General features: G+C 70.9%; 19 protein-coding genes. 14 read left to right on the forward strand and 5 right to left on the reverse strand.

Going from position 1 to position 26433, the window contains the following annotated elements; all coding sequences use genetic code 11:
• Positions 1–4: 4 nt before the first annotated feature.
• The 5 genes from WMF44_RS11495 (at position 5) to WMF44_RS11515 (ending at position 10774) form a co-directional block, all read left to right on the forward strand.
• Positions 5–3364, forward strand: coding sequence for a phage tail protein (locus WMF44_RS11495; RefSeq protein ID WP_437299169.1), 3360 nt, complete (start codon positions 5–7; stop codon positions 3362–3364).
• A 33-nt stretch (positions 3365–3397) separates the two neighbouring features.
• Complete coding sequence (locus WMF44_RS11500; protein ID WP_437299170.1) at positions 3398–3691, forward strand: hypothetical protein; 294 nt, start codon at positions 3398–3400, stop codon at positions 3689–3691.
• 131 nt (positions 3692–3822) lie between these two features.
• On the forward strand, positions 3823–5841 hold the full coding sequence (locus WMF44_RS11505) for a CmcI family methyltransferase (protein ID WP_437299171.1): 2019 nt from the start codon (positions 3823–3825) through the stop codon (positions 5839–5841).
• 24 nt (positions 5842–5865) lie between these two features.
• The gene (locus tag WMF44_RS11510; RefSeq protein WP_437299172.1) at positions 5866–8139 is read left to right on the forward strand and encodes a glycosyltransferase family 2 protein; all 2274 of its coding nucleotides are present in this window, start codon (positions 5866–5868) and stop codon (positions 8137–8139) included.
• A 106-nt stretch (positions 8140–8245) separates the two neighbouring features.
• A complete protein-coding gene (locus WMF44_RS11515) occupies positions 8246–10774 on the forward strand; it encodes a catalase (protein ID WP_437299173.1) in 2529 nt (842 codons plus the stop codon).
• A gap of 42 nt (positions 10775–10816) precedes the next feature.
• Here WMF44_RS11515 and WMF44_RS11520 read toward each other — a convergent pair whose 3' ends face one another.
• The 3 genes from WMF44_RS11520 to WMF44_RS11530 form a co-directional block, all read right to left on the reverse strand.
• Positions 10817–11119 (reverse strand): hypothetical protein, encoded by a 303-nt coding sequence (locus WMF44_RS11520; RefSeq protein ID WP_437299174.1) that lies wholly within the window; start codon positions 11117–11119, stop codon positions 10817–10819.
• A gap of 240 nt (positions 11120–11359) precedes the next feature.
• Positions 11360–13147 (reverse strand): thiamine pyrophosphate-requiring protein, encoded by a 1788-nt coding sequence (locus WMF44_RS11525; RefSeq protein ID WP_437299175.1) that lies wholly within the window; start codon positions 13145–13147, stop codon positions 11360–11362.
• Between the two features lie 185 nt (positions 13148–13332).
• Entirely contained in the window at positions 13333–15297 is a 1965-nt protein-coding gene (locus WMF44_RS11530) for a multicopper oxidase family protein (RefSeq protein ID WP_437299176.1), read from the reverse strand.
• Between the two features lie 98 nt (positions 15298–15395).
• Here WMF44_RS11530 and WMF44_RS11535 point away from each other — a divergent pair, with 98 nt between their 5' ends.
• From WMF44_RS11535 to WMF44_RS11550, 4 genes are all read left to right on the forward strand, one after another.
• Positions 15396–16280 (forward strand): LysR family transcriptional regulator, encoded by an 885-nt coding sequence (locus tag WMF44_RS11535; RefSeq protein WP_437299177.1) that lies wholly within the window; start codon positions 15396–15398, stop codon positions 16278–16280.
• A gap of 53 nt (positions 16281–16333) precedes the next feature.
• Positions 16334–16708: a hypothetical protein gene (locus tag WMF44_RS11540; protein WP_437299178.1), complete on the forward strand. Its 375-nt coding sequence runs from the start codon at positions 16334–16336 to the stop codon at positions 16706–16708.
• A 123-nt stretch (positions 16709–16831) separates the two neighbouring features.
• Entirely contained in the window at positions 16832–17305 is a 474-nt protein-coding gene (locus tag WMF44_RS11545) for a helix-turn-helix domain-containing protein (RefSeq protein ID WP_437301552.1), read from the forward strand.
• Complete coding sequence (locus tag WMF44_RS11550; protein WP_437299179.1) at positions 17302–19938, forward strand: VIT domain-containing protein; 2637 nt, start codon at positions 17302–17304, stop codon at positions 19936–19938. Before WMF44_RS11545 ends, WMF44_RS11550 begins: the two co-directional genes overlap by 4 nt.
• A 45-nt stretch (positions 19939–19983) precedes the next feature.
• Here WMF44_RS11550 and WMF44_RS11555 read toward each other — a convergent pair whose 3' ends face one another.
• Both WMF44_RS11555 and WMF44_RS11560 read right to left on the reverse strand, forming a co-directional pair.
• Entirely contained in the window at positions 19984–21033 is a 1050-nt protein-coding gene (locus tag WMF44_RS11555; RefSeq protein WP_437299180.1) for an OmpA/MotB family protein, read from the reverse strand.
• Between the two features lie 228 nt (positions 21034–21261).
• Positions 21262–21687 (reverse strand): hypothetical protein, encoded by a 426-nt coding sequence (locus tag WMF44_RS11560; protein WP_437299181.1) that lies wholly within the window; start codon positions 21685–21687, stop codon positions 21262–21264.
• Positions 21688–22515: 828 nt separating this feature from the next.
• Between WMF44_RS11560 and WMF44_RS11565 the strand changes: the two genes are divergently transcribed.
• The 5 genes from WMF44_RS11565 to WMF44_RS11585 all read left to right on the forward strand — a co-directional run bounded on the left by WMF44_RS11565 (position 22516) and on the right by WMF44_RS11585 (position 26182).
• A complete protein-coding gene (locus tag WMF44_RS11565) occupies positions 22516–23607 on the forward strand; it encodes a type III polyketide synthase (RefSeq protein WP_437299182.1) in 1092 nt (363 codons plus the stop codon).
• Positions 23608–23663: 56 nt separating this feature from the next.
• Positions 23664–24626, forward strand: a complete 963-nt coding sequence (locus WMF44_RS11570) for an aldo/keto reductase (RefSeq protein ID WP_437299183.1) — start codon at positions 23664–23666, stop codon at positions 24624–24626.
• 44 nt (positions 24627–24670) lie between these two features.
• Positions 24671–25057, forward strand: a complete 387-nt coding sequence (locus tag WMF44_RS11575; RefSeq protein ID WP_437301553.1) for a nuclear transport factor 2 family protein — start codon at positions 24671–24673, stop codon at positions 25055–25057.
• Between the two features lie 145 nt (positions 25058–25202).
• Positions 25203–25574, forward strand: a complete 372-nt coding sequence (locus WMF44_RS11580) for a DMT family transporter (protein WP_437299184.1) — start codon at positions 25203–25205, stop codon at positions 25572–25574.
• 137 nt (positions 25575–25711) lie between these two features.
• On the forward strand, positions 25712–26182 hold the full coding sequence (locus tag WMF44_RS11585; RefSeq protein ID WP_437299185.1) for a DUF3574 domain-containing protein: 471 nt from the start codon (positions 25712–25714) through the stop codon (positions 26180–26182).
• The last annotated feature ends 251 nt before the right edge of the window (positions 26183–26433 follow it).

The following is a 26433-nucleotide window of genomic DNA, read 5'->3' on the forward strand; positions in this document are numbered from 1 at the left end:
GCCCATGGCCGGCGCCGCGCGGCTGTTCCCTCCGTCGCCGAAGCCCGCGGGAGGCATCGTCACGCCTGCGGTGCGCTCGCCTCGCGTCCGGGTCGCGAAGGCCGCGAAGGACCCGCGCTTCCTGAAGGTGATGGCGCAGCTGCAGGCGAGCGCGAAGAAGGTCGGCCAGCGCCCGCCGGCCGCGAGAAAGGCGGCGGAGGCGCAGGCCGCGGCGAAGGCGCCCGCGAACGAGAAGGTGGCTGGGGCGCGCGCCAACCAGGTCGACGAGATCAAGGACGCGAAGGCGGAGAAGCCCACGACGGGCGGCTTCCTCGCCGTGCTGCGCGCCGAGATCGACAAGGTGATGCCCAAGAACCTCGACGACGCCGACAAGTTCATGAAGGGCGGCGAGAGCGGGCAGATCAAGGGCTCTGTCGCGAGCAACGTCAAGCAGCAGAAGGAGGGCGCCTCCGGCCCCACGGAGCAGGCCACGAAGGCGCCGCCCGATACGGCGAAGATCGAGGGCAAGGAGGTGTCGCCGCTCCCATCGGAGCCCGCGACCGCCGCGCCGCCGGTGGCGGGCGCCGAGGCGATGCCCGCGCCCAAGCCGCAGGCCGAGGTCGACAAGACCGCCAAGGACGCGTCGGCCTCGGCCGACCAGAAGATGAAGGACGCGGAGCTCACCTCCGCGCAGATGACCAAGGCCAACGATCCTCGCTTCAGCGCGGTGCTGACGGCCCGGGACAAGGCCAAGGAGACGGCTGCAGCGGGGCCCGCGAAGTACCGCGCGGGCGAGCAGAAGGCGCTTGTGCAGGCGAAGGCGGGCGCCACGGGCGACTCGGGCAAGGGGCTCGCGGCCCTGACGGCGACGAAGGCGTCTACGGGCAACAAGGCCAAGTCGCGGCAGCAGCTCGCCAAGGAGAAGGACGAGGCCGAGCGCAAGAAGGTCACCGACACGATCGCCGCGATCTTCGACAAGACCAAGGCGAAGGTCGAGGCGAAGCTCAGCACGCTCGAGGCCGACGTGATGGCCGTGTTCGACGCCGGCGCCGACGCGGCGCTCGCGACGATGAAGAGCAGCGCCAACGCGGAGATCGACCGCTTCAAGGCCGACCGCTACAGCGGGATCACGGGCGGCGCGCGCTGGATCGCCGACCTGTTCCGCGACACGCCGCCCGAGATCAAGGCGATCATCGCGCGGGCGCGCCAGCGCTTCACAACGAACATGGACGCGGTCGCGGTGCGGGTGGCCGGCATGGTCGACCAGCGGCTCGCCGAGGCGAAGGCCATCGTGGCCGCGGGTCAGGCCGAGGTGAAGACGTACGTCGCGGGCCTGTCGCCGAGCCTCAGGGCCGTGGGGCAGCAGGCCCAGGCGGACGTGCAGTCGAGGTTCGACGAGCTGAAGCAGTCGATCGACGACAAGGCGCAGGATCTCGCCGAGAAGCTCGCGCAGAAATACAAGGATGCTTCGGACAAGGCCGACGCCGCGGCCAAGGAGATGGAGGAGGCCAACAAGGGCGCGCTGAAGGGCCTGGCCGACAAGATCGGCGAGATCGTCAAGATCCTGGCGGAGTTCGCCGATCGCGTGGTGTCGCTGTTCAAGAAGGCGGCCGGCGTCGTCAAGAAGATCGTCGCCGACCCCATCGGGTTCCTCGGCAACCTGCTCTCGGCGATCAAACAGGGCATCTCGCGCTTCGTCGGCAACATCTGGACGCACATCAAGAAGGGCTTCATGACATGGCTCTTCGGCGAGCTGACGAAGGCCGGCGTCGAGATCCCGTCGGACCTGACGCTCCCGTCGATCCTGAAGCTCGTGCTGGGGGTGCTCGGCCTGACGTGGGCGAACATCCGGCCGAAGATCGTCAAGAAGATCGGCGAGCGCGCCGTCACGGTGCTCGAGAAGGTCGTCGAGATCTTGATGAAGCTCTTCACGTCCGGCCCGGCCGCGCTCTGGGCGGAGATGGAGGCGTTCGTCGGCGACCTGAAGGGGATGGTGATCGACGCCATCCTCGACTGGGTCATCACCAAGGTGATCACGTCGGCGATCACCAAGATCGCGTCGATGTTCAACCCCGCCGGCGCGATCATTCAGGCCATCATCATGGTCTACAACGTCGGGGCGTGGCTGGCGGCGAACCTCAGCCGCATCCTCGACTTCATCGAGTCGGTGGTGAACTCGGTCGACCGCATCGCCAACGGCGACGTGGGCGGCGCCGCGGCGTGGATCGAGCAGGCGCTCTCAAGGATGATCCCGATCCTCATCGGGTTCCTCGCGAGCCTGCTCGGCCTCGGGGGGCTTGCGGCGAAGGTGAAGAGCTTTATCACGAAGGTGCAGGCCAAGGTCGGCAAGGCCGTGGATTTCGTGATCGATAAGGTCTTCAACGTCGTCAAGAAGATCGTCGGGAAGCTCAAGGGGCAGAAGGAGGACAAGCGCACCGAGGCGGAGCAGCGGCGCGATCTTGATCGGGCATTGGCGGAAGCGAGTGCGCTGCTCCGGAGCAAGGAGCCCCAGCCCAAGATCAGAGCCGGGCTCGCCGCGATCAAGAAGAAATACCAGATGACGGCCCTGGACATCGTGGTCGACAGCCGTGGACCCAAGCACGACGTGGTGCACGTGCATGGCGCGATAAACCCAGAGGGTGACACCGTGCCAACGCCCCTGGTGGGTCCCGGTGGATGGCAGCTCGCGCCGGGGGGCATCAAGGCACATGAGGGCGTGGTCCTCGTTAACGGGAAGCAAGTGCATCTGATAGCCAGGCACGGCCAGCACATGGCCGATGCCGACATGCAGGCGGATTTGATCAAGCGGCGGCAGGACTTTGCGGCCGGCCGAGCAGCACTGGTGGACTACTACGAAAAGCAGAAGAAATTCGTCGACGACGCGATCGCGGAGAACCGAAGGAACTGGCCCGCCGACCCTGAGAAGCAGCAGGCACGCACGGAGAAGGAGGCGAGGCTCAAGCCGTTGCTTGCGGATAACACCACCAAGCATGCCTATTGGGTAGCGGTCAATCCGAACGATAGAGCAGCCGTTGCGGCCGCCAGCATGACCAAGGAGTGGCGCGGCAAGGTGGCTGGCGGGCCGCGCAACATATTCGATCCGGCCAAGACCCGCTTCAACGACAATCACGAGCTGGAAGTGGCGGTCGTCAATACCGTCAATAAGAACATCACGGAGATCGACGCGGCGCTGACGGCGAACTCGAAGAAGGAAATAAAGGTCACGCACGCGTTCCCGAACAACCTGGGCATTGGATACGAGCTTGACTCGAATATGGTGGTGGTGAAGCTAGGCGTCCCGCTGACCAAGGTGTCGGCGATCATTCGCGCCTCGGACGAAAGAAACAAGCTGTTCATGGTGGAGACGGCGTGGCCGCACGCCTGAGGTGGTATGGTGACGGACGCTCAGAGAGAAGCATTGGAGCTGCTGGAGATATTCCTCCGCGCGCACTATCACCAGTACGAGCTCGACATCCTGGGCACGACGCGGGTGCTAGAGCTCTTTCCGCCAAACCACCCCTACCGCGTCGACCTGTCACGTGCGTTCCGAGAGGTGCTGTCGACGACCCTGCCCTCCGGCACGCTCACCAAGCTGGTGCAGAACGAGGCCAACCGCTTCGTCGTGAACGATGCGGAGGCGCGTTCGTATTTGAAGGATCTGTACGACGACCTCCACCTCGATTTCGAGGAGCCGCTGGATGGCGACGGGTGAGGGCAGAGCAGCTCCTGGAAGCCCGCGGGAGGCATCGTCACGCCCGCGGTCAAGCTCGGGCCTAACGCACCTTGTGGCTTGAACGCGAGGGGCATTTCAACGACCATCGGCGCCAGGAGACGCCCCGCGCGATGGAGCCCCTTCCCGTGTATCTCACCGACCTCACGCCCACCCAGGTTCGTGTCGGCTATGGCCAGCTCGGTCTCCACGGCAGCCTCGGCTACGAGAACAAGGCCGTGCGCGTCGCCGACCGCTCGTATTCGCATGCCCTGAGCGCGCACCCGCCCTCGCGCGTGCGCTTCCCGCTCGGCGGGCGCTACGGCGCCCTCCGCTGCCACGTGGCGCTCAACGACGACGTGCCGCCGGGCCGCTCCTCCGCGGATTTTTCGGTATTCGCCGACGGCCGCCTCGTCGCTGTCGTGCCTCAGGTGCTCGCGGGAGCGCCGCCGCGCGAGCTCGTCGCCGACGTGCGCGGCGCGAACACCCTGGAGCTCGAGATCCGCACGAGCCGCTGGGAGTTTTGCCACGCGGTCTGGCTCGACCCGGTGCTCGACGAGGCGCCGCCGGCGCGCGCCGCGGAGCGCCTCCTCGATTGCCTGGGACGCGCCGAGATCACCCTGCCTCGCGTGGCGCCGTCCGCGCGGCGCTGCATCGCGACGGTGGTGTCTCCGGGGTACACCGAGCTGCTCGACGACATGCTCGGGTCGCTGTACGCCCACGGCGGCTGCCAGGACGCGCTGCTCGTCGTGTTCGCGCTCGACGCCGACGCGGAGTGCGTGAGGGTGGCCGGTAAGTACGGCGCGACGCTCGTCCCGTGCCGGTCGCACGCGCGCATCAACGCGACGAGCAAGGCGCTGCTCTACACGGTCGCACGTGTGGTCGACGCGGAGCGGTACCTCTGCCTGGACGCCGATATGCTCGTGCTGGGCGACCTGCGCCCGATCTTCGCCGCGCTCGAGGCGGCGCCCAGCGGGAGCATCCTGGTGTGCCGCGAGGGCAACAGCCGGGGGCTCGCGAACCTCGGCCAGGCGTTCCGCGACGCGTACTGGGGCAACGCGAACGACCTGAAGGCGCTGAAGATCACCGGCGCCGAGCTCGCGTACCCGCTCGCCGTCAACGACGGGCTGTTCGCGGCCGAACGCTCGGCGATGCTCGCGCTCGACGGCTTCATCCGAGAGCTCCCCGGAGCGGTCGCGTGGGTGGACCAGCGACGCGACAACTGGTGGCGTAACCAGTTCATCTTCAACCTGGCGCTGGCCCGATTGGACTGCGCCGTCGAGCTCGATCCGACCTGGAACCTCCAGCTCCACGCGCAGGACGTGGAGTGGGCCGATCGCGACGGCCGCGCGCGCGCCGAGTGGCACGGCCGGCCGGTGCGGGTGCTCCACTTCAGCGGCGTGGGCCGGCGCAAGTACCCGGAGCAGCGCAACAAGTTCGTGCGGGTCTCCGACCCCCTCACGGGGGGAGGCGGCGGCGACCCCTACGCGGCGTTCCTCGACGCGCTGCGCGCGTGGATCGGGCGCTTCGGGCTCGCATCGCTCGCCTGGTCGTTCTACGGCGTCACCGACGCCACAACCGCCCGGGTGGCCGACCCCTCGACGTTCCCTCTGCTGGCGTTGCTCCACTACCTGGTGCGCACCAATGGATGCGTGCGCGTCCTCGAGACGGGCACCGCCCGCGGCATCTCCGCCGCCTGCCTCGCGTCGGCGGTGGCTCATCGCGCCGAGGGCCGGGTCGTCACCCTCGACCCTTACCGCCACGCGGAGCGGAGCGAGATGTGGAAAATGCTGCCCGAATCCATCCGCCGGTGCATCGAGGAGCGCACGGTGGGCTCGCTCGAGGGGATGGCCGCCGCGCTGGAGGCCGGGGAGCGGTACGAGGCTGCGCTGCTCGACTCGATCCACACCGAGGAGCACGTCTGGGCCGAGTTCGAGCTGGCGTCACGCCTGGTGTGCCCAGGAGGCCTGATCCTGATCCACGACGCGATCTATGCGCACGGCACGGTCGGCAAAGCCCTCCTGCGGATCCAGGCCGCGGGCTATGATGTCACGCGCCTGTGGACGGCGGAGTCCGGCATCCACGAAGATGACCGTCTGGGCCTCGCCGTGATCGAGAACCGCCGCACCCGTGAGGCCGCCACGCCGTCGTGAGCGGAGCGCCGACGCTGCCGACCGATGCTCGCCACCTGCATCATGCCCACGCACGATCGACGCGCCTTCGTGCCGCGCGCGATCGAGCGCTTTCTCTCGCAGGACATCGACGCGATCGAGCTCGTGATCCTCGACGACGGCGCAGACGCGGTGAGAGACCTCGTGCCCGAGCACCCGCGGATACGCTATCTGCGCCATCCTCGGAAGCTCTCGCTGGGCGAAAAGCGCAACGCGCTCTGCGGCGAGGCGCAGGGCGCGGTCATCGTGCACTGGGACGACGACGACTGGTACCCCCCGTGGCGCGTGCGCGTACAGCTCGAGGCGCTGCGCTCGCGCGACGCCGACGCGTGCGGCAGCCGCACGACCTGGTACCACGAGCCCGCGACGGGGCGCGCGTGGCGCTATGAGTATCGCGGCGCCGACGCGTACGTCACCGGCAACACCCTCGCGTATCGAAAGGCCTTCTGGGAGAAGAACCCCTTCGCCGAGGTGCAGGTGGGCGAGGACACCCGCTTCGTGCGCTCGGTGCCGCGCGGGCGCCTCGTCGACCTCGCGGATCCTGGCCTCTGCGTCGCCACGGTGCACCCGGGCAACGTGTCGCCCAAGCGCCCCGCGAGCAGCGCGTGGACGCGGGTGGACCCCGACGCGCTGCCCTCGGCGAGGGGCGCGGACGGGCAGCCGCAGCGTTCACCCAGGCTGCCTCGCGTGTCGTGCATCATGCCCACGGCCGACCGGAGGCCCTTCGTGACGCTCGCGCTGGAGCTCTTCGCCGCGCAGACGCTGCCCGATCGCGAGCTCGTGGTGGTCGACGACGGCGGCGATGCCGTGGGCGACCTCTGCGAGGGCGCTCCCGGCGTGCGCTACGTGCGCCTCCCGCAGAAGATGTCCATCGGCGCGAAGCGCAACGTCGCGTGCCAGAGCGCCACGGGGGAGCTCATCGCCCACTGGGACGACGATGACTGGTACGGCCCCGAGCGGTTGCGCCTCCAGGCCGAGCCCATCGCGGCGGGGCGCGCGGACGTCACGGGGCTCGAGAACGCCTACACCCTGAAGCTGCCCGAGGGGGAGTTCTGGGGCACGTCGAGGCGGCTCCACCAGCGGATGTTCGTGGAAGACGTGCACGGAGGGACATTGATGTTCCGCAGGTCCCTCTTCGATGGCGGCGTCCGATATCCTGACACGAACCTCGCCGAGGACGCCGCCCTGCTCCGGGCGCTCACGACCCGCGGGGCTCGGCTTGAGCGCGTGGGGAACGGCGGCGTGTTCGTCTATGTACGCCACGGGCGCAACGCGTGGCGCTTCGACGCGGGGCGTTTCCTCGACAGCTCGGGCTGGTGCCGCGTCGAGGCGCCGGCGGCGATGCCGGGGGCCGCCGTCGAGCGGTACCGCGCCGCAGCCTCGGGGGCAGCCGCTGCGCGCGAGGTGCCGCCACCGGCGGGGCGCGACGCCTTCCGCGATTGCCTCGACGCCGCGGACGTGACGCTCCCCGACGCGCCCCTCCGCGCGGAGCGTTGCGTGGCTGTCGTCGCGGGGGAGGCGCACGCGAGCCTCCTCGACGCGCTGCTCGACTCCATCGAACGCAATGGCGGCATCCCCGACGTGATGAAGGTGGTGTTCATCGAGGGGGTGTCGCCAACCTGCGAGCGGGTGGCCGTGCGGCATCGTGCGGAGATCGTGCGCTGCCGCGCGACGCGCGCCCCGTCCCCCGCGCTGAAAGGCGCGCTCTACTCGATGGCCCGCGCCGTCGATGCGCGGCAGTACCTGTGCCTCGACGCCGATTTGCTCGTGCTCGACTCGCTCGCCGAGCTCTTCGAGCTGCACGCGCAGCTACCGGCCGGGAAAGTGCTCATCGCGCCCGAGGCCATGCCCCGCGGCCCTGCGACCCTCGCTGCGGCCTTCACGTCGATCTATCATGGAACCTCTGGGGAGCTCTCTTCATTTACGCGCGGAGACCCCTCCCTCGCGGCGTATCCCCACGTCGTGAACGACGGGCTCTTCGTGGCGGACCGCGTGGGTCTGGAGGCGGTCGACGGGTGGATCCGCTCCTCCGCCGGGATCGTGCAATGGGTGCATGCGCGCCGCGACGTCAGGTGGCGTCACAAGGCCGCGCTCAACCTCGCCCTCGCCAGCATCGGCGCCGGCGCCGCGCTCGACCCCGCCTACAACGTGCAGCTGCACGCCGAGCGGGCCGAGCCCGACGGCGGCGGCGCGCGCTGGCGAGGTGGACGTGCGAGGGTGCTGCACTTCAACGGCGCAGGACGCAGGCTCCATGCCGCCTGGTGTACCCGATTGCGGTGAGCGTCTGCCTGCGGGCAACGGTCCCGATCCGGCTGTGTCCGCCGCCCTGCCAGGGCGCGTGTTGGTGCGCCCTTTGCTGAAAGCCCGGCTCCCCGGAGGACATCTCATGACCGAACGCAAAGACCCCGCGAAGCCGTCGTCCAGTGTGCCGGCGCCGACCGAGAAGGGCGCGGGCAGCGCGAAGCAATCGATGGGTGGCCCGTCGGCGAAGCCGCGGGCGGCACGGACGAAACGCAGCCTCCTCGAGCGCGCGGCGACCGCGCTCGGCAGCGGGACGAGCAGTGAGGACGCCCGGGTGCGCCACGCGGCAGCAGCCGACCGCCTCGACGCGAAGGTCGACGCCACGGAAGCGCTCGTCGCCGCGATCCCCGAGAACGTGAACAAAGGCGCCGAGTACGCGCTACGCGGCAAAATGCCACAGCCGCCGCAAGGTGCCACGGCGAAGCCCGAGAACCTCGACGCGACAGCGAGCACGATCACCGAGAGCAACGAGTCCGAGAAGAACGGCGCCAAGGCGGCGCCGGGCGAAAATCCGAACCAGGGGCCTCTGCAGAAGCATCGGGTCGACTCGCTCGGTCGGGCGCTGACGACGAACCAGGGCGTGCCCGTCGGCGACAACCAGAACTCGCTGCGCGCGGGGCTGCGCGGCCCGACGCTGCTCGAGGACTTCATCCTGCGCGAGAAGATCACGCACTTCGATCACGAGCGCATCCCCGAGCGCGTGGTGCACGCGCGCGGCTCGGGCGCGCACGGCTACTTCGAGTGCACCGAGGACATCACCTCGCTCACCAAGGCCGCGCCCTTCGCCAAGGTCGGCAAGCGGACGCCTGTCTTCGTGCGCTTCTCGACCGTCGCGGGCGAGCGCGGCAGCGCCGATACGGTGCGCGACGTGCGCGGCTTCGCCGTGAAGTTCTACACCGAAGAGGGCAACTGGGATCTTGTCGGCAACAACATCCCTGTCTTCTTCATCCAGGACGCGATGAAGTTCCCGGACGTGGTGCACGCCGTCAAGCCCGAGCCGCACCACCAGATGCCGCAGGCGTCGAGCGCGCACGACACCTTCTGGGACTTCATCTCGCTCATGCCCGAGTCGATGCACATGATCATGTGGCACATGAGCGACCGGGCGATCCCGCGCAGCTTCCGGACGATGCAGGGCTTCGGCGTGCACACCTTCCGGCTCGTCAACGCGGCCGGCGAGGCGACGCTCGTGAAGTTCCACTGGACACCCGTGCTCGGTACACACTCGCTCGACTGGGACGAGGCGGTGAAGATCGCGGGCGCCGACCCCGACTTCCACCGCCGCGATCTCTGGGAGGCCATCGAGGGCGGCGCGTTCCCCGAGTACCTCTTGCAGATCCAGACGTTCACGGAGGCCGAGGCCGAGCGGTGGAGCTTCGATGTGCTCGACGCGACCAAGATCGTGCCGGAGGAGCTCGCGCCCCTGCGCACCGTCGGCCGGCTCGTCCTGAACCGCAACCCTGACAACTTCTTCGCCGAGACGGAGCAGGTCGCGTTCTGCACGCAGCACATCGTGCCTGGCATCGACTTCACGAACGACCCGCTGCTCCAGGGGCGCAACTTCTCGTACCTCGACACGCAGCTCTCGCGCCTCGGCGGGCCGAACTTCCACGAGATCCCGATCAACGCGCCTGTCGCCGAGGTGCACAACAACCAGCGCGACGGGTTCCACCGCCAGGCGATCAACCGCGGCCGCGTGAACTATGAGCCCAACTCGCTCGCCGGTGGCTGCCCCTTCCAGGCCGGCGCGCGCGGCTTCGCCTCGGTCGCCGAGCGGCTCCTGGCGCAGCAGGCCGCGACCGAGCCGAGCAAGCTGCGCGCGAAGCCCGAGAAGTTCGCGGACCACTACACGCAGGCGCGCCTCTTCTGGGCGAGCCAGGCGCCCGTCGAGCGCGCGCACATCGCGCGCGCCTTCCGCTTCGAGCTGACGCGCGTGCAGACGCAGGCGATCCGCGAGCGCATGGTCCGGATGCTGCGGAACGTCGACGAGGGGCTGGCCGCGCGCGTCGCGGCCGACCTCGGCATGCCGCTCCCCGAGCCGCTCTCGATGGTGGCGCCGCCCGTCAAGGACCCCGAGGTCGCGGTGTCGCCGGCCCTGTCGCTGTTCGCCCGGCCCGGCGATGGCCGTATCCTCGGCCGCCGCGTCGCGCTCGTCGTCGCCGACGGCGTGAGCGGGGCGGAGGCGGGCGCGCTCTACGAGGCGCTGCTGCTGGCGGGCGCGGTGCCCCGCTATGTCGGCGCGTGCCTCGGGGTGGTGCGCACCGCCGAGGGCGACGAGCTACCGGTCGAGGTCACGATCGAGGCGGCCCCGAGCGTTCTCTTCGACGCCGCGGCGCTGCTGCCCGGCAAGGGCGCGGCGGCGCTGGCGCGCGACGGGCTCGCTGTCGAGTTCGTCCAGCTCCAGTACCGCCACTGCAAGCCGCTGCTCGTGCCAGCGTCGGCCGCGCCGCTCGCCGAGGCCGCCGGCATGAAGGCCGCCGCGGCCGCCGCGGGGGCCGACCCGGGCCTGCTCGTCCTGCGGGACGACGCCGTGGGTGCGGCGGCGCCGGCGTTCGTCAAGGCGATCGCCATGCACCGCGCGTGGCAACGCCAGACCGAGCCGCCGGCGGTGTGACCCGGCCCGGCGCCCCCTGACCTCGTCTGGGCCTCGTGCCCCTCACCAGAGGCGCCGGCGCTCGCGACGTGCGCGCGCCGCCACGGCCGCGGCGGTCCCCAGGGCGAGCGCGACGGCCGCGGCGGCGGCGACGCGCTTGGCTGTGGGCGCGGCGCCGCCTTTGATCACGCGCAGGTTCGCCTTCGCCGTGGCCCGATCGCCCGCGAGCCGCTCCTCGCTGCGCTCGATCGGCTCGGCGAGGCCTGGCGGCGCCGCGGAAACGGCTTCGGCGCAGACATGGCCACGCTCGCCGAGGGAGCGAGAGACCCTCTCCAGATCGAACCGGATCACACCGGATGGTTCCATGGGCCCTGCATTTGCAATCGCCGTTCCCCATCGGTGCACCAGCGCGCTCGCCGGCTCGACGCATCGGTCGCGTGGAGCGCCCAGTCGCCCGCGGCGACGCGGACCACACCGGTTCAACGCGTCGGTCGCGTGGAGCGCCCGGTCGCCCGCGGCGGAGCGGATCTCGCCGTCGTCACCGTCGATCGCGCGCGGGAGCTCGTCCGCGAGCGCCTCCGCCTCGGGGCCGGCCGGCGCGCTCCGTCAGCGCCGTTGCGGGATCCAGCTCTCGATCATGTCGCGGTACACCTGCCGGACGACACCGCGCCCGCCCGGGTCGCCCCGGAGCAGCGCCGACGTGAGCATCGCGGCCTGCTTCACGGTGATGTGCGGCGGCAGCGGCGGGACCTCCGGGTCGGTGATCGCCTCCACCACCACCGGCCGGTCGACCCGGAAGGCCTCGTCCCACGTGCGCGCGACCTGGTCCGGGCGGTCGATCCGCACGCCGCGCAGCCCGAGCGCCTCGGCGTAGGCCGCGTACGGGAAGTCCGGCAGCGTCTGGGACGCCTCGAGCTTGGGATCGCCGCTCATGGCGCGCAGCTCCCAGGTGACCATGTTCAGGTCGCGGTTGTTGAGCACCAGCACGACGAGGCGCGGGTCCTTCCACTCGCGCCAGTACTTCGCGACCGTGATGAGCGTGTTGATGCCGTTCATCTGCATCGCGCCGTCGCCGACCATCGCGACGACAGGGCGGTCGGGGAAGGCGAACTTCGCCGCGACCGCGTACGGCATCGCGGGCCCCATCGTCGCCAGCGTCCCCGAGAGCGAGGCCATCATCCCAGACCGGATCTTGATGTCGCGCGCGTACCAGTTCGCCGACGTCCCGGAGTCGGCGGTCAGGATGCAGCCGTCGGGCAGCCGCGGCGACAGCTCCCAGTAGACGCGCTGCGGGTTCAGCGGATCGGCGTCGTTCATCGCCCGCGCCTCGAGCACCTTCCACCAGTCGGCGACGCTCTCCTCGAGCTTGCGCCGCCACGAGCGGTCGGTCTTGAGCTTGAGGTAGGGGATGAGCGCCCGCAGCGTCTCGGCGCTGTCGCCGATCAGGTTGACCTCCATCGGGTAGCGCAGGCCGAGCATCCGGCCGTCGATGTCGATCTGGACGCCGCGCGCCTTGCCCTCCTCCGGCAGGAACTCCGGGTAGGGGAAGTTCGAGCCGACCATGAAGAGCGTGTCGCAGTTGGCCATCATCTCCCAGCTCGGCTTGGTGCCGAGCAGGCCGATGGCGCCGGTGACCCAGGGCAGGTCGTCGGGGAGCGCCGCCTTGCCGAGCAGCGCCTTGGCGACGCCGCACCCGAGGATCTCGGCGGCGCGCACGATCTCCGGCGCGGCCCCGAGCGCGCCCTGGCCGATCAGCATCGCGACCCGCTTGCCGGCGTTGAGCAGGTCGGCCGCGCGCCGCAGGTCCTCCTCCTTCGGCACCACGCGCGGCGAGGCGTAGCCGACGCCGGTGTGCACGGTCCCGTGCGTGTGCGGGGGCTGCTCGACGGCGTCGAGCTCCTGGACGTCCTTGGGGACGATGACGCAGGTGACGGTGCGCTCCGCCCTGGCGATGCGCATCGCGCGGTCGATGAGGTGGCGGAGCTGCACGGGAGAGGACGCCATCTGCACGTACTCGTGCGCGACGTCCTTGAAGAGCGTCAGGAGATCGACCTCCTGCTGGTAGCTCCCGCCGAGCGCGGCGCGGTCCTGCTGGCCGACGATGGCCACGACCGGCTGGTGGTCCAGCTTCGCGTCGTAGAGCCCGTTCAGGAGGTGGATGGCGCCGGGCCCCGAGGTCGCCAGGCACACGCCGACCTCGCCGGTGAACTTCGCGTGGGCGCACGCCATGAACGCGGCCATCTCCTCGTGCCGCACCTGGATGAACCGGAGGTCCGGAACGCGGTGGAACGCCCCGACGATCCCGTTGATGCCGTCGCCTGGATAGGCATAGACGCGCCGGACACCCCACGCGACGAGGCGCCTCAGCAGGAACTCGCCGACGGTCTGGGCCATGATTTCCCCCAGTCCGAGCTCGCAGGTGAGCTCGACCCTGCGCGCCGTGCGACAAACATGCCGCCTCGCGGCGCCGCGCGCTGCGTGCCGCGGCTGCGCGTGCGAGCGTGCGTTATGCGCGCGGGCGCAGGCGGGCAGGCGGCGTTTCCCTCACGTGAGGAGGGGCGCGGCGCGCCGCCGCGCCATCACGGCCCGCAGAGCTCCAGGTTCGGCGGCGGCGGCGCCGGGTACGCGTCGGTCGCCGTCTTCGCGAACTGGCACGCGAGATCGTCCGGCTGACACCCTGCCTGGGAGATGCACGCGCCGCTCTCGTCCGTCCCCTGACACAGGCACTCCTCATCTCCCGGGGCGCAGATCTCCACGAGCTCCATCATCCCTTCGTCCTCGTGGTTCAGCTTGTGGCAGTGCGCCACGAACTGGCCCGTGAACTTCCGGGGGTTCATGATCACGTCGCGCGGCCCGTCCTCGACCTGGACCCACATCGTGTCTCGCCAGTGGGCGAAGTTGGGCTCCTTGTTCGACGTGTTGGGGCACACGAGGAACGGGTTGATGTGGATATGGAAGGGGTGCCCGTCGAACGCGCGGATCTCCCACCGCTCCGCGCTCCCGACGGTCATGACCCGATCGCTCCGGTAGCCGCGGGCGCGCCGCTCGTCGAACTTGCGGCAGCTGATGTTCGGATCCGGGCAGATGCACACAGGCGCGTCCGGATCGACCTCGTGCGGGTGGTCTCCCGGGTCACAGGACATGAGCGCCACGTCGCTGCTGAGATCCGGCGGCTTGCTCCCCGGCGTGGGCACGAGGAGCACCACCTTCTGGTGCACGGCCTCGACCGAATCGCAGCTCACCTCCATCTCCTTCCCGTCGACCGTGCCGGTCCACGAGGTCGGCGGCGCGAGCGCGGCCACGTCCGCCTCCGCGGGCAGGTTCACCTCGGTGGGCTCGCCCGCGCTCGGGTCCACGTCGACGATCGCGATCACGCTCCCCAGGAGATCGTTCGGCCGGCGCCCGACGAGGCAGAGCGTCTGCTTGCCTTCAGGCATCTTCACCATCACGTCGGCGCGGTACCCGGGGGAGACCCACACCGTGTCGCTCCTGTAGAGCTGCGGGAGCGTCAGCCCGTCGCGCGCGATCTGCGTCGTCTCGATGGGCGCCTTGTCGAAATCGGAGCACGAGGCGTCCTTCGCGACGTGGAGCTTCATCCCCATCTCGTCCGGGCTGCCCGCGTAGACCATGCGCCAGCGCTCCACCTGCCCGGGCGGCGTCGTGAGCCGCGGCCTGAGCTTGCCGTTGATCAGCGTGGCCCGGAGCGACTCGACAGCGAGGAAGTCGGTCACCGACAGGTTGTCCTCGGTGCAGGCCTCTCCCTCCTTCAAGGGCACCGTGTTCTCGTGATCGATGGGCACCTGCGTCATGACCATCACCCGCTCTCTGGCCCTGGCGATGCCGGGCAGCTCGTCGAGCGCGCCCTCGATGAGGAGCGCCCCGGCGGCCCCATCCATGACCTGGATGGCCGTGGAGCCGTGGATGTGAGGGTGGTACCAGTCCGTGCCCTCGTGGTGGATCCCGTCCTCGTCCAGGTCCCAGCGGTACCGGGCGCTCTCGCCCGGCCCCACCGCGTGCAGCACGTGGTCGCCGAAATACCTCCCCTCGGGCGCGCAGCCGTCGCCCTCGCACGGGTCCGCGGGATCGTCCGTCGCGAAGTTGGGCTGCACGTGCAGGCCGTGGCCGTGCAAGTTCGTCAGGTTGAAGTCGTGGCACGACCTGTTGCCATGGCCCATCATGCTCGCGATCTCGCGGAAGTCGCTCTTCGTGAAGTCGTTATGCAGGGTCACGTGGACCTTGCGATCCTCACCCTTCGGAATGCGGATCGTGGGGCCGCTCGTCATTCCGTTGTACGCGCGGAGACAGAACCGCCGCCCGTCGATCTCGACCTCGCTCGGGCCGAAGCGCAGCTCGTACGCTCCATCCGCGCCCGGCTGGAGCTCGGGGGGGTCCTCGTACGTGGACGTCGTCTGCGGCGTCGTGCTCGTCGAGCTCGTCGTGCTCGTCTCCTCGCCTCCGCCGCAGCCCGCGGGCGCCGCGAGGGAGAGGGCCAGCGCCGCGAGCGCGCCTGTGCGCGTGAGCGCGTGCGAATCGTCTCGTGCCATCGACTTGTCTCCTCCTTGCGCGACACTATCGAGCGGCGCCGCATGTGGATGGCCGAAGACGGTCACCCCTGGCTAGAATGCGGACAGTGGCAGGGTGTATGGACCTCGAAGAGCTTCGCGCCTTCCTCGCCGTGGTCGAGGCCGGCTCCTTCCTGGGCGCGGCCCGCGCGCTCGGCTCGTCGCGCACGACGCTCCGGCGTCAGGTCGCGTCGCTGGAGGCGCGCGCCGGCGTCCTCCTGCTGGAGAGCGTGCGGAACGGCGTCGTGCCGACCGAGGCCGGGCAGGTGCTCGCCCGGAAGGGGCGCGGCATGGTGCAGGAGGCGGCCGCGCTCCTCGCCTCGATCCGGGAGGTGGGCGACGCGCCCTCGGGCACCCTGCGGGTCATCCTGCCCGTGGGGCTGCCGCCGCACATGATGACGCCGCTGTTCGCCGCCATTCGCGGCGCGTATCCGAGGCTCCACGTCCACTGCCGCTTCAGCAACGATCCGCTGGGGGAGGCGCTCACGGACATCGACATCGCTGTCCACTTCGGCGAGGACGCGCCGAGCGGACACTGGATATCGCACGTCGTCCTGCGCGTCCGCGAGTGGCTCATCGCGAGCCGCGCGTACCTGGAGAAGCGCGGCACGCCGCAGACGATCGAGGATCTGAAGCACCATGAGCTGTTCGCGTGGCAGGCCCCGGGCGAGGACGCGCGCACCTGGCGGACATGGCGGGGGGCGCCGTTCACCGTGGAGCCGGCCCTCATCGCGACGGACATCCACTTCATCCGGCACTGCTGCATCTCCGGCCTGGGCATCGGCCTCGTCCCCGACGCGCTCGTGCCCGACCCCGACGTGGGGCCGGACGTGCTCGTGCCGGTGCTGCCCGACGTGGTCGGGCAGGAGCGGCCCGTGCGGCTCAGCGTGCCGGGGGCGCTGTCGGAGATACCGAAGATCAAGGTGTTCATCGGGCACGTGCGCGCGTCGCTCGGGAAGCTGTAGCCAGCGCGATCCGGACGAGCGTCACGGACGAGGCCGCGGGCTTCGCGGGGCACATGGTCTACGTCGGGCTGACGTCGAACGAGGGCCAGATAAGAAGGCCGCTGGGGACGCAGGGCATCGAGCTCCTGCACAGGTTCGCGAGCGCCGACGACGCTCGCGCCGAGCGCGCGGCGCCCAGCAAGCTGACGTGGACCAGGCTCGACCCGCGGTCGTTGAACACCTGTGTCTCCGTGCTCAAGGAGGATCTCGCGTCGGGCGTCACCGACGCAGGCGCGCAGTCGCCGCTCGAGAAGGACTGCGGCGCGAGCGCAGCGTCAGGGACCAGCTACGCCTGTGAGCTCGCGTTCGCCGTTCGCGCCATTCTCTCTGAAGCATCCACTCGAATTTATTCGGGAAAATTCACAGGGAGGCGGGGAGGCGGGGAGTAAAATCCCAGATCTCCCCGTCTCCCCGCCTCCCTGTTCAATTTTCCGCTCGAGATGCCGGTGCGCGGAGGAACTATAGCTGTATACTTGACAGTTGTAGTGTCTCGATGCAGGATGCCCCTCGTGATGACGTACAAGCTCGACGAGCTCGCGGGCGAGGCGGGGGTGGCGCCGCGCACGGTGCGGTACTACGTGCAGCGCGGCCTCCTTCCGGCGCCGGAGTTCCGCGGGAAGGACACCTCCTACGGGCGAGAGCACCTCGCGCGGCTCCGCGCCATCAGGGTCCTCCAGCAGGCGCACTTGCCGCTCGAGGAGATCCAGGCGCGCCTCGCTGGCGCAGACCTGGAAGAGATCGAGCGAATCGCCGCGGGGGCGCCGCCGCACGGCCTGGAGGCGCGCTGCGCCGCCCCGGAGGAGGCCGCCGCGGCGCCGCCCCCCGCCGCCGCCGCCGGCGCGCCGCGCGGCGCGCACTGGGAGCGGGTCGAGATCGCCGACGGGGTGGAGCTCCACGTGCGGACCGACGCCCCGGAGCGCTCGCGGCGCATCGCCCTCGATATCGAGTCTCGTTACACAACCCTTGCCCCGAAAGGCTCGCGATGAACCCCTCCCACGATCCTTCGCACCCGTCGCCGATGTCGTGTCTTCGCACCTCCGAGGGCCACCCGGTCCCGCTGCTCGGCGTCTCCCTCTCGGGCGAGGTCCTCGGCGGCGCGGCGCGGCTCGTCGTGCGGCAGCGCTACAGGAACGAGGAGCGCCGGCCGATCGAGGCGATCTACACCTTCCCGCTCCCGGGCGAGGCGAGCATCGCCGGCTTCGCCATGGAGTGCGCCGGCCGCAGGCTCGAGGGAGAGGTCAAGGAACGCGAAGCGGCGTTCCAGGCCTACGACGAGGCCATCGCCACCGGCCACGGCGCGGCGCTGCTCGACGAGGAGCGGCGCAACGTGTTCACGGCGAGCGTCGGCAACCTCCTGCCCGGGGAGGAGACGGTCGTCGAGGTCGCGTTCGTGCAGGCGCTCACGGCCGACGAGGGGGCGCTGCGGCTCATGATCCCGACCCTCGTCGCGCCCCGCTACATCCCCGGCGCGACAGGGGGCGACCGGACCGCGCACGGCGTCCAGGAGCCCACGGGCGACGTGCCCGACGCCGACCGCATCTCCCCCGGGATCGCGCGGGTCGACTACGGGATCACCGTGGATATCGTCTTCGATCTCGGGCGCGACGTCGCGATCGAGAGCCCCTCGCACGCGCTCTCGGTGCGCCGCGAAGAGGGGTATCGCCAGCGGGTCTCGCTCCGGAACGACAAGGCCGCGCTCGATCGGGACATCGTGCTGCTCGCGGCGGGCGCGCCGGGCGTGCAGGCAGGCGTCGTGTGCGACAGGACCCCTGGCCAGGAGGGGACCTTCGCCCTCACCGTGGTGCCGGACCTCTTCGACGAGACGCACACGCATGCACACGCGAAGCGGGCTTCCTCCCGGCGCGACGTCGTGTTCGTCGTCGACGTGTCGGGATCGATGCAGGGTGAGTCGCTCGACCAGGCGAAGCGCGCGCTCCGGCTGTGCCTCCGCCACCTCGCCGAGGGGGACCGGTTCGGGGTGATCGCGTTCTCCAGCGATTTCCGGGCGCTCGATCCGTCGCTCGCCCCGTTCACGCAGGCGACCCTGAAGGCCGCGGACGCGTTCGTCGAGGGCCTCCGCGCGGACGGCGGGACGGAGATGCTGAATCCGCTGCTCGCGGCCGTGGACATGCTCGGCGACGCGGAGCGAGACCGCGTCGTCGTGCTGCTGACGGACGGTCAGGTGGGCAACGAGGCGCAGATCGTCGATCGCGTCGTCCAGCGGGGCAAGGGGGTGCGGTTCTACGCGTTCGGCATCGGCACGAACGTGAGCGACGTGCTGGTGAGCGATCTCGCGCGCCGGACGGAGGGCGCGGCGGAGTTCATCCACCCGGGCGAGCGCATCGACGAGAAGGTCACGGCGCAGTTCGCGCGGGCGACGGCGGTCCGGGTCACAGGGCTCGAGGCGCGCTTCGAGGGGATCGACGTCGGCGAGCTCGCGCCGGCCGAGCGTCCAGCGCTCGTCGACGGGGAGCCGTGGGTGCTCTACGGCCGCTACGGGAAGCCGGGGATGGGGCGGCTCTCGCTCCGCGGGACCCTGCGCGGGGAGCGCTTCCTCGTCGAGGTGCCGGTCGAGCTCGCGGCGGAGGCGTCGCGGCCCGGGCTCGAGGCGCTGTGGGCGGGCGCGCGGGTGCGGGAGCTCGAGGAGTCGGAGCGCGGGCTTTCCGGCAAGCGCGCCGAGGTGATGCGGAAGCGCATCGTGGACCTCGCGGTCCGGCACCGGGTGGCGTCGAAGCACGCGTCGTTCGTGGTGATCGAGCGGCGGACGGGCGACCGGCGCGCCCACGGGCAACCCGAGGCGCGGCCCGTGCCGGTGAGCGCCCCGGCGGGGTGGGGGATGTCGAGCCACCGCGGTCCGGTGGCGCCGGCCGCCGTGTACGCCTCGATGTCGATGGGCGGGGGTGGCCCGATGCGGGGCGGCCCCGTCGTGATGAGGTCCAGGCTCGCTGCGCCCGCTCCCGCGGCGCCCGCCGGCCCGCCCAGGCCGGCGCCGGCCGCGAGCGGCCTGCTGGCGCGCGCCAAGCAGCTCTTCCAGCCGAGCGCAGGGGCCGCGGCCGCGGGCGGCTCGGCCGACCGGGATCGGGCGGCGAGCTGGGTCGCGCCCCCGGCCGCCGCCGCGCCGGGCGGCCCCCCGCCGCCGCACCACGTGCCCCCGCCGGCCCCGGCGCCGGCCGCCGCGCCGGCGCCGAGCGTCGCTCCTGACGGGGGCCCGTCCCAGGGCGACGGCCTGGGACGCCTCTTCGAGGAGCAGCTCGCGTCCGGGCTGTGGGAGCGCGGCGACTCGACCGATCTCGGCCGGCTCTCCAGCACGGCCCTGTGCCTCGCGGATTGCCATGACCAGGGTGTCGACTCGGCCCACCCCATCTACGGCGCCCAGATCGCCAAGGCGATCGAGGCGCTCTGCGCGCTGGCCGCGTCGCTCCTCCAGCGCGGCGGCGCCGACGGGGAGGTGGCCGCGGCGCTCGCGGCGGCCTACCTCGTCGCGAGCGGCCGGCGGCTGCGGGCGCAGGTCCGCGACGCCGTGGCGGCCGCCGCCCCGGAGGCGGTGCGCGCGCTGCTGAGCGAGATCGGGGACGCCGGGGCGCTCAGGAGAAGGGTCGACGCGCTGCGCGGCGCATGAAGTGCTCGCCGCGGCTGGAAGGCCGCGGCAGCCCTCGAGCCGCGCTCACGGATACGTGTCGTCCCCGCCCTTCGTGCCGGCTCCCGGGCGGGTCGCACCGCCCGGGCGAGGCTCGCCAGCCGGTGCTGCGCCAGCCGGGCGAGCCGCGCCAGCGGGGGTCGCGCCAGCGGGAGCCGCGCCAGCCGGGGCTGCGCCAGGCGGGGCCGCACCAGCCGGGGCCGCTCCGGCCGGTGCTGCACCAGCCGGGGCCGCGCCAGCGGGGCGAGCGGGGCCCTCCGGGAGCTGCGCTGTCCCCTCGATCACGATCTCCACGCGCGGCTCCTGCGGTTGCGCCGGGGCGCCGCCGCCCGCGTCGGCGGGCGGCAGATCGGCGAAGCTCGCCAGGCTGAGCCGCGCGAGGGGCACGCCGGCCTCCTTGGGCTGCGCCAGGAAGAGCAGCACGGCGCGCGCCTGGGCGACCGTCACGTCCCAGCCGTTGCGCCACGCCACGCCAGGCGTGCCGCTCGCCGTGTGGCCGACGACCTGGTAGTCGAGGCCCTTGAGCGGCTCGTTGCTGCGGATGATCGCGGCGATGTCCCTCAGCACCTTCTCCCCCGCCGGGGAGAGCGCGTCGCGGTTCCCCTTGAACAGGACCCGGCTCGGGATCGAGATGACCACGCGGCCGTCGCGCGGCGCGACCGTGACGTCTCCGGAGGCGACCGGCAGGAACGCCCTGAGGACGTCGCTGTCGCGCTCCGGCGCCGGGCGGGCCCCGGCCGGCTCGCCGCGCGGCGGCGTCGCGCCCGGCCCGACGTCGAGGCCCGAGATCGGATCGTTCGCCCAGTGTGGATCGGCCGCGGCGCCGCCGCGCGGGCCCTGCTCTTCCAGCTGGCGGACGCGCGCCTGGCTGGCCACGAGCTCGCGCTGGAGGCGCTCGGACCGGTCGAGCTGAGCTTGCCATTCGAACTCGGTGTAGCCGCACCCGGCGAGGAGCGCAGACGCGACCAGCGCGGCCAGGCCGCGCCCGGCGAAAGCGGCCCGGAGGGCGCGGGGAGGGGAGGCCTCGGCGCGCCCCTTCGCGCTCACCGCTGCGACACCCGAAACAGGCAATTGCACTTTGCAGGCTCCTTCTCGCCGGATCATCCGGATCCATCCTTCTCGCGCCGGTGCGCTGAGCGGGCGGGAGCCTATCCGAGCGGCGGTGATCCCACAAGGCGCGGCCGGGCCGGGGCGCGCCCCGGCCTCGGAGACCCCGGCAGGGGACCGGGCCGAGGGACCGGTCCGCTCCGGGAGCGATCCGCCCGCGCGCGGTCCCGCGCTCGCTTGCGATGGGGGTGTGCCTGCCTACGACAGCCGCTCGTGGCCGGCGCCGTTCGGCAGCGAGGCCTGGTGCGCTTTCCTGCGGTGCTCGAGCTCGGCAGAGATGAGCCGCACGAGCTCCGTCGAGAGGACGATCGCCTCCCGAGGGCCATATCCATGCTTGCTCAGCTCCCGCGCGACCGACTTGGCCAGGATCTTCATCGCCGAGTCGATCTCTCCCGGCGTCTTCGATGTCGACGTCGAGAAGAGGCTCGCGGTCATCCGGGTGTCGGCGCCTCGCCCCTGGCCGTCCTCGGGCGCTCGGCGCAGCGTCGGCTCGCGCTCCGGAGGCGCTGCGCTCCGGAGCGATGGCCTGTCGATCGCGTGGCTTTCGTGGTTTTCGGCCGATGCGGGCGTCGTCGTGCTCGTCGTGCTGTCCGTATGCAGCGATGTCGTGTTGTGCGCGCTCACGGTGGATCCCCGTCGTCGTTTAACGGTTTTCTCGCCTTCGTCCTTCGGCCTTCGTCCCCGCGCGAGAGGCGCTGTTCATCTCGAGCCCATGCCGCTCGTCGCAGCGGCAGGCATCGGTGGATTTACGTCGCGAGGCGAAGTTGACGGCAAAAAGCAGGAATGGCACCTGCCGGGGTAGTGTGGAGGCGGACCACAGCGGCCCCTGACCCCACGATAGCAGGGCTCCGATAAAGGGCATCACTTCATCGGTCGTTCGCGCGCGAACACCCATGTTCGCGCGCGCCGCCGGCCGACGCCGAGGGGGCGCTCCCGCGAGACTGCAACTCTGAGTGTGCGCGCCAATGCTCCGCCCGCAGGGGGCGCCGTCCGCCGCGAGCGCGAGAGGTGGCTTGCCCGGGGCAGACCCGGGTGCGTCTGGCGCGCTCGCCGCGCGGGGCGGGGGGCGCCGCCGCCCGCGCTGCGCTCCGCCGGGGAGCGCGGACGCACGCGCGCGCGGAACGCGCGCAGATCGCACGCAGATCGCGCGCGGATGAGGCACAATCGACGTTGAGCACGGATGTCGAGTCGGATGTTCGCTGGTCGGACAGGGCTTGTTAGGAATCGCACGCCTTCCATTGACGATGTGTGTTTCCTGCGGTATTCGATGGAATCGTTGGCGGCCCGACGCTGCGGCGCCATGGGCGTCCGGAGGGAACTCCGGGCTTTGTAGAGCCGGCGGCGCGGTCGATCGACGCGACGTCCTTGCTTCCGTGTGCCGATCCATGGCGCCGTTCGCTGCGGCTCGGCCGACGGCGGACGTTCCGAGTTCATCATGTGTAGGGGGGAAGTATGGCCACACTGTGCAGGCCGGAGGTCGCGGTTCCGGAGTTCATCATCACGCGGGAAGACACGCTGAAGCTGGCGGAGCGGCTGCACGCGAGAAACCCGCAGCTGAAGCTCGTGCTGCGGCTCATCAACGGCACCGGGGTGCAGAAGCGCCACATCGTGCAGCCTCTGGAGCAGGCGCTCGCTCACCCTGGGTTCGAGATCCGAAATAGAATTTACGAACGGGAGGCCAAGCGTCGGGTGCCGCCAGTGATACGGCAGGCGCTGGAGAACGCCGAGCTCACGGCGCGGGACATCGACGCCATCATCTTCGTCTCGTGCACCGGCTTCATGATGCCGTCTATGACGGCCTATCTGATCAACGCCATGGGCTTCAGGCACGACACGCGCCAGATCCCCATGGCGCAGCTCGGCTGCGCGGCCGGGGCGGCGGCCATCAGCCGCGCGCACGACTTCTGCGCTGCGCATGCGGAGGCCAACGTGCTCATCGTGGCCTGCGAGTTCTGCTCCCTCTGCTACCAGCCGACGGACGATGACGTCGGATCGCTCCTGTCCGACGGCCTCTTCGGGGACGCGGTGGGCGCGGTCGTCGTCCGGGGCAGCGGAGGCACCGGCATCCGGCTGGAGCGGAACGAGGCGTATCTCATCCCGGACACCGAGGAGTGGATCTCGTACGCCGTCAAGGACACCGGGTTTCACTTCCGGCTCGACAAGCGGGTCCCCGGGACTATGAAGCCCCTCGCCCCCGTGATGCGCCGGCTCGTCGCGAGCCACGGCTGGGACGTGGGCAACCTCGACTTCTACATCGTCCACGCGGGCGGTCCGCGCATCCTCAACGATCTGTGCAGGTACCTGGAGGTGCCCCAGGAGTCGTTCCGGTACAGCAGGGCCACGCTGACGGAATACGGCAACATCGCGAGCGCGGTGGTGCTCGACTCCCTGGGACGCCTGTTCGCGGACAGGCCGATGCCCGACGGCGCGCGCGGCGTGATCGCGGGGTTCGGCCCGGGGATCACGGCGGAGATGGCCGTCGGCTCCTGGGTGAACGATCACGGCCAGAGCAGGGGCGGAGCGCGTTCGTCCTCCGCGGCGTGACAGCGGCCCTGTCGCTCCTGCCATGAAAATCGTGTGAGAAGGGGAAGGGAAGGCTGATGACCAACGCATCGCTCAAGACGCCGTCGCTGAAGTTCATGCTCGGAGGCGACCGTCCCGTCTGCCGCATGGGTTATGGCGCCATGTACCTGACCGGGCCGGGCTACTGGGGGCCGCCGGCCGACCCGGACGCGGCCGTCCGGCTCCTGCGGCGCGCCGTCGACCTCGGGGTGAACTTCATCGACACCGCAGACGCCTATGGCCCGGACACCAACGAGCAGATCATCCGCCGCGCCCTCCATCCGTACCCGGCGGGGCTCGTGATCACCACCAAGGGCGGGCTGCTGCGCTCCGGACCGGAGGACTGGACCGTCCAGGGGCGCCCGTACATCGTCCCGTGCGGGCGTCCGGCGTACCTCCGCCAGCAGGTGGAGATGAGCCTGCGGAACCTCGGGCTCGAGCGCATCGAGCTCTATCAGCTCCACCGCATCGACCCGGCCGTACCGCTGGCCGATCAGCTCGGCGAGCTCGCGCGGCTCAAGGAGCAGGGCAAGATCCACCATATCGGCCTCTCCGGGCAGCCCGAGGTCACCGTGGAGCAGCTCGCCAAGGCGCGCGAGATCACCGAGATCGCCGCCGTGGAGAACCTGTACAACGTCGCGGACCGCTCGGGGGAGAAGGCGCTGCGGTACGCCGAGCAGCACGGCATGGCGTTCATCCCGTGGTTCCCCATGGGACACGGCGACCTCGCCAAGCCCGGCAGCGTCCTCTCCGGGCTCGCCAAGGAGCGCGGCGCGACGCCCGCCCAGCTGGCCCTCGCCTGGCTGCTGCACAGGTCGCCGTCCATCCTCGCCATCCCCGGCACCTCGTCCATCAAGCACCTGGAAGAGAACTGTCGCGCGGCGGACATGAAGCTCGACGAGAGCGAGCTGGCCGCCATCGAGGACGCCGCCGCCGCCGCGAAGACGTGGCGTCCCTCGGCGTCGGAATCGGGGTCCGCCCACACGAAGGAGACGCCGTGAGCACCCAGCAGCCAACCAGCGCCGCCCACCCGAACGTCCAGAAGCTGCGCACCCTCTACGCCGATCTGTCGCGCATCGGGGAGTTCGTCGCCGACGACATGGTCCTGCACACAGCGCACCGGGAGCTCTGCCGCGACAGGGCCGCCGGCCGCGTCGTCGGCAAGGCGGCCGCCGCCACCCACGAGCGCGAGCTGATCCGCATGACCGGCGGCACGCTGCGGATGGACGTGCAGCACATCTTCGCCAACGATCACTTCGGCGCCGCGTTCGGCGTGCTGCGCGCCCACCTCGGCGGCGCGAGCCTGGCGATGCCGTTCTGCGGGGTCTGGCGCTTCCGCGGGGGCCTGATCACGGAGCACTGGGAGAACGCGTACGACGTGGCCACCGTGATGGGCTTCCTCGGCGACGAGAGCGGCGCCCCGCCCGCCTGAGGCGCCGAGGGGCCGCGCCGCGAGGGCCTCGCCCCGCCCTTTGTCGTTCCCGCCATCCTCCCGGATCTGCTACTGCTGCGCGCCGCGCCGGTGCCCTCCCGGGCACGGCGAGCTCCCCGGGGAGCGCGCTCGCCGCACGTCAGCCATGGCTCAAGGTTACCTCTTCCTCATCATCGCCCTCGTCTTCAACGCGACAGCGAACATCCTGATGAAGCTGGCGTCGCGGCGCGTCACCTCGATGGAGGGGTTGTCCCTCGTCGAGAAGGGCCTCGCGCTCGTCAAGAACTATCACCTCGTGCTGGGGCTCGTGCTCTTCGCGTCGAACATCCTGTTCTACGTCCTGGCGCTCAAGCGCATCAACCTGTCGATCGCCTATCCGATCATGACGTCGGGCGGCTTTCTGCTCATCTCGGTCTTCTCCGTCTACTTCCTGCACGAGACGCTGACGGCGCTGCAGATCGGCGGCATCGTCCTCATCGCGGCGGGGATCGCGCTGCTCGCGTACAACATCGCCTAGGGCCTCCGGCCGGCCTCCGCGGCGCGACGTCGGACCGCGCCGGACCGGCTTGCCGGGTCCGCCCGCCCTCGGCGTGGGGCCGTGGTACGGTGGCGCGCGCCTCGCGCCCGAACGCCCTCACCCCGGAGACCGCCGCCATGCGCAGCCGAACGCTCCCGCGTGCCTTGCTCGCCGTGCTCCTCGTGACGCCCCTCGCGACGCCCCTCGCGACCACTGCGTGCCACGGCACCCCGAAGGACGCCGCGCACCCCTCGCCCGGCCCGGCCGGCGCCGCCTGCGGTCGCGGCGATCCGATGACGCGCACCGAGCTCTTCTTCGGCCTGGACCGGTTCGAGCTGCCCCCCGTGACGCAGGCGGAGTGGCAGCAGTTCGTCGACACGGCGATCACCCCGCGCTTCAAGGACGGGCTCACCCAGTTCGATGTCGACGGCCAGTACCTCGCGACGACGGGGAAGCTCATCCGCGAGGACAGCCGGCTGATCATGCTCCTCCACGACGGCGGCCAGGTCGCCTCGGACGCCATCGACGCGATCCGCAAGGAATACAAGGCTCGCTTCAACCAGGAATCCGTGCTGCGCATCGACGAGCCCGTCTGCGTCGGCTTCTGACGCCTGAAACCGCCGCTCTGGGGCGAGCTCCGCCCGCCGCGGGGACAGCGCGTGTCCCGCGCATGTCTGTTCGGAACAGCGCCTGTTCTCGCGGCTCGGCGGGGGCCTGAACGCGAAGATTCTTGACCAGCTGGGGGCTGGGAGACAGAGTTTTATTACAACTGCCAGGCTTCGGTCGGCGGGTGGCCGCGCATTGCGTTGCGCGCATCCGTCGGCGTGCTCGTGCCTGGCGTTCATACAAAAAGCGTTCG

The organism is Sorangium sp. So ce426 (genome assembly GCF_051475585.1).
GTDB classification, from domain to species: Bacteria; Myxococcota_A; Polyangia; order Polyangiales; family Polyangiaceae; genus Sorangium; species Sorangium cellulosum_B.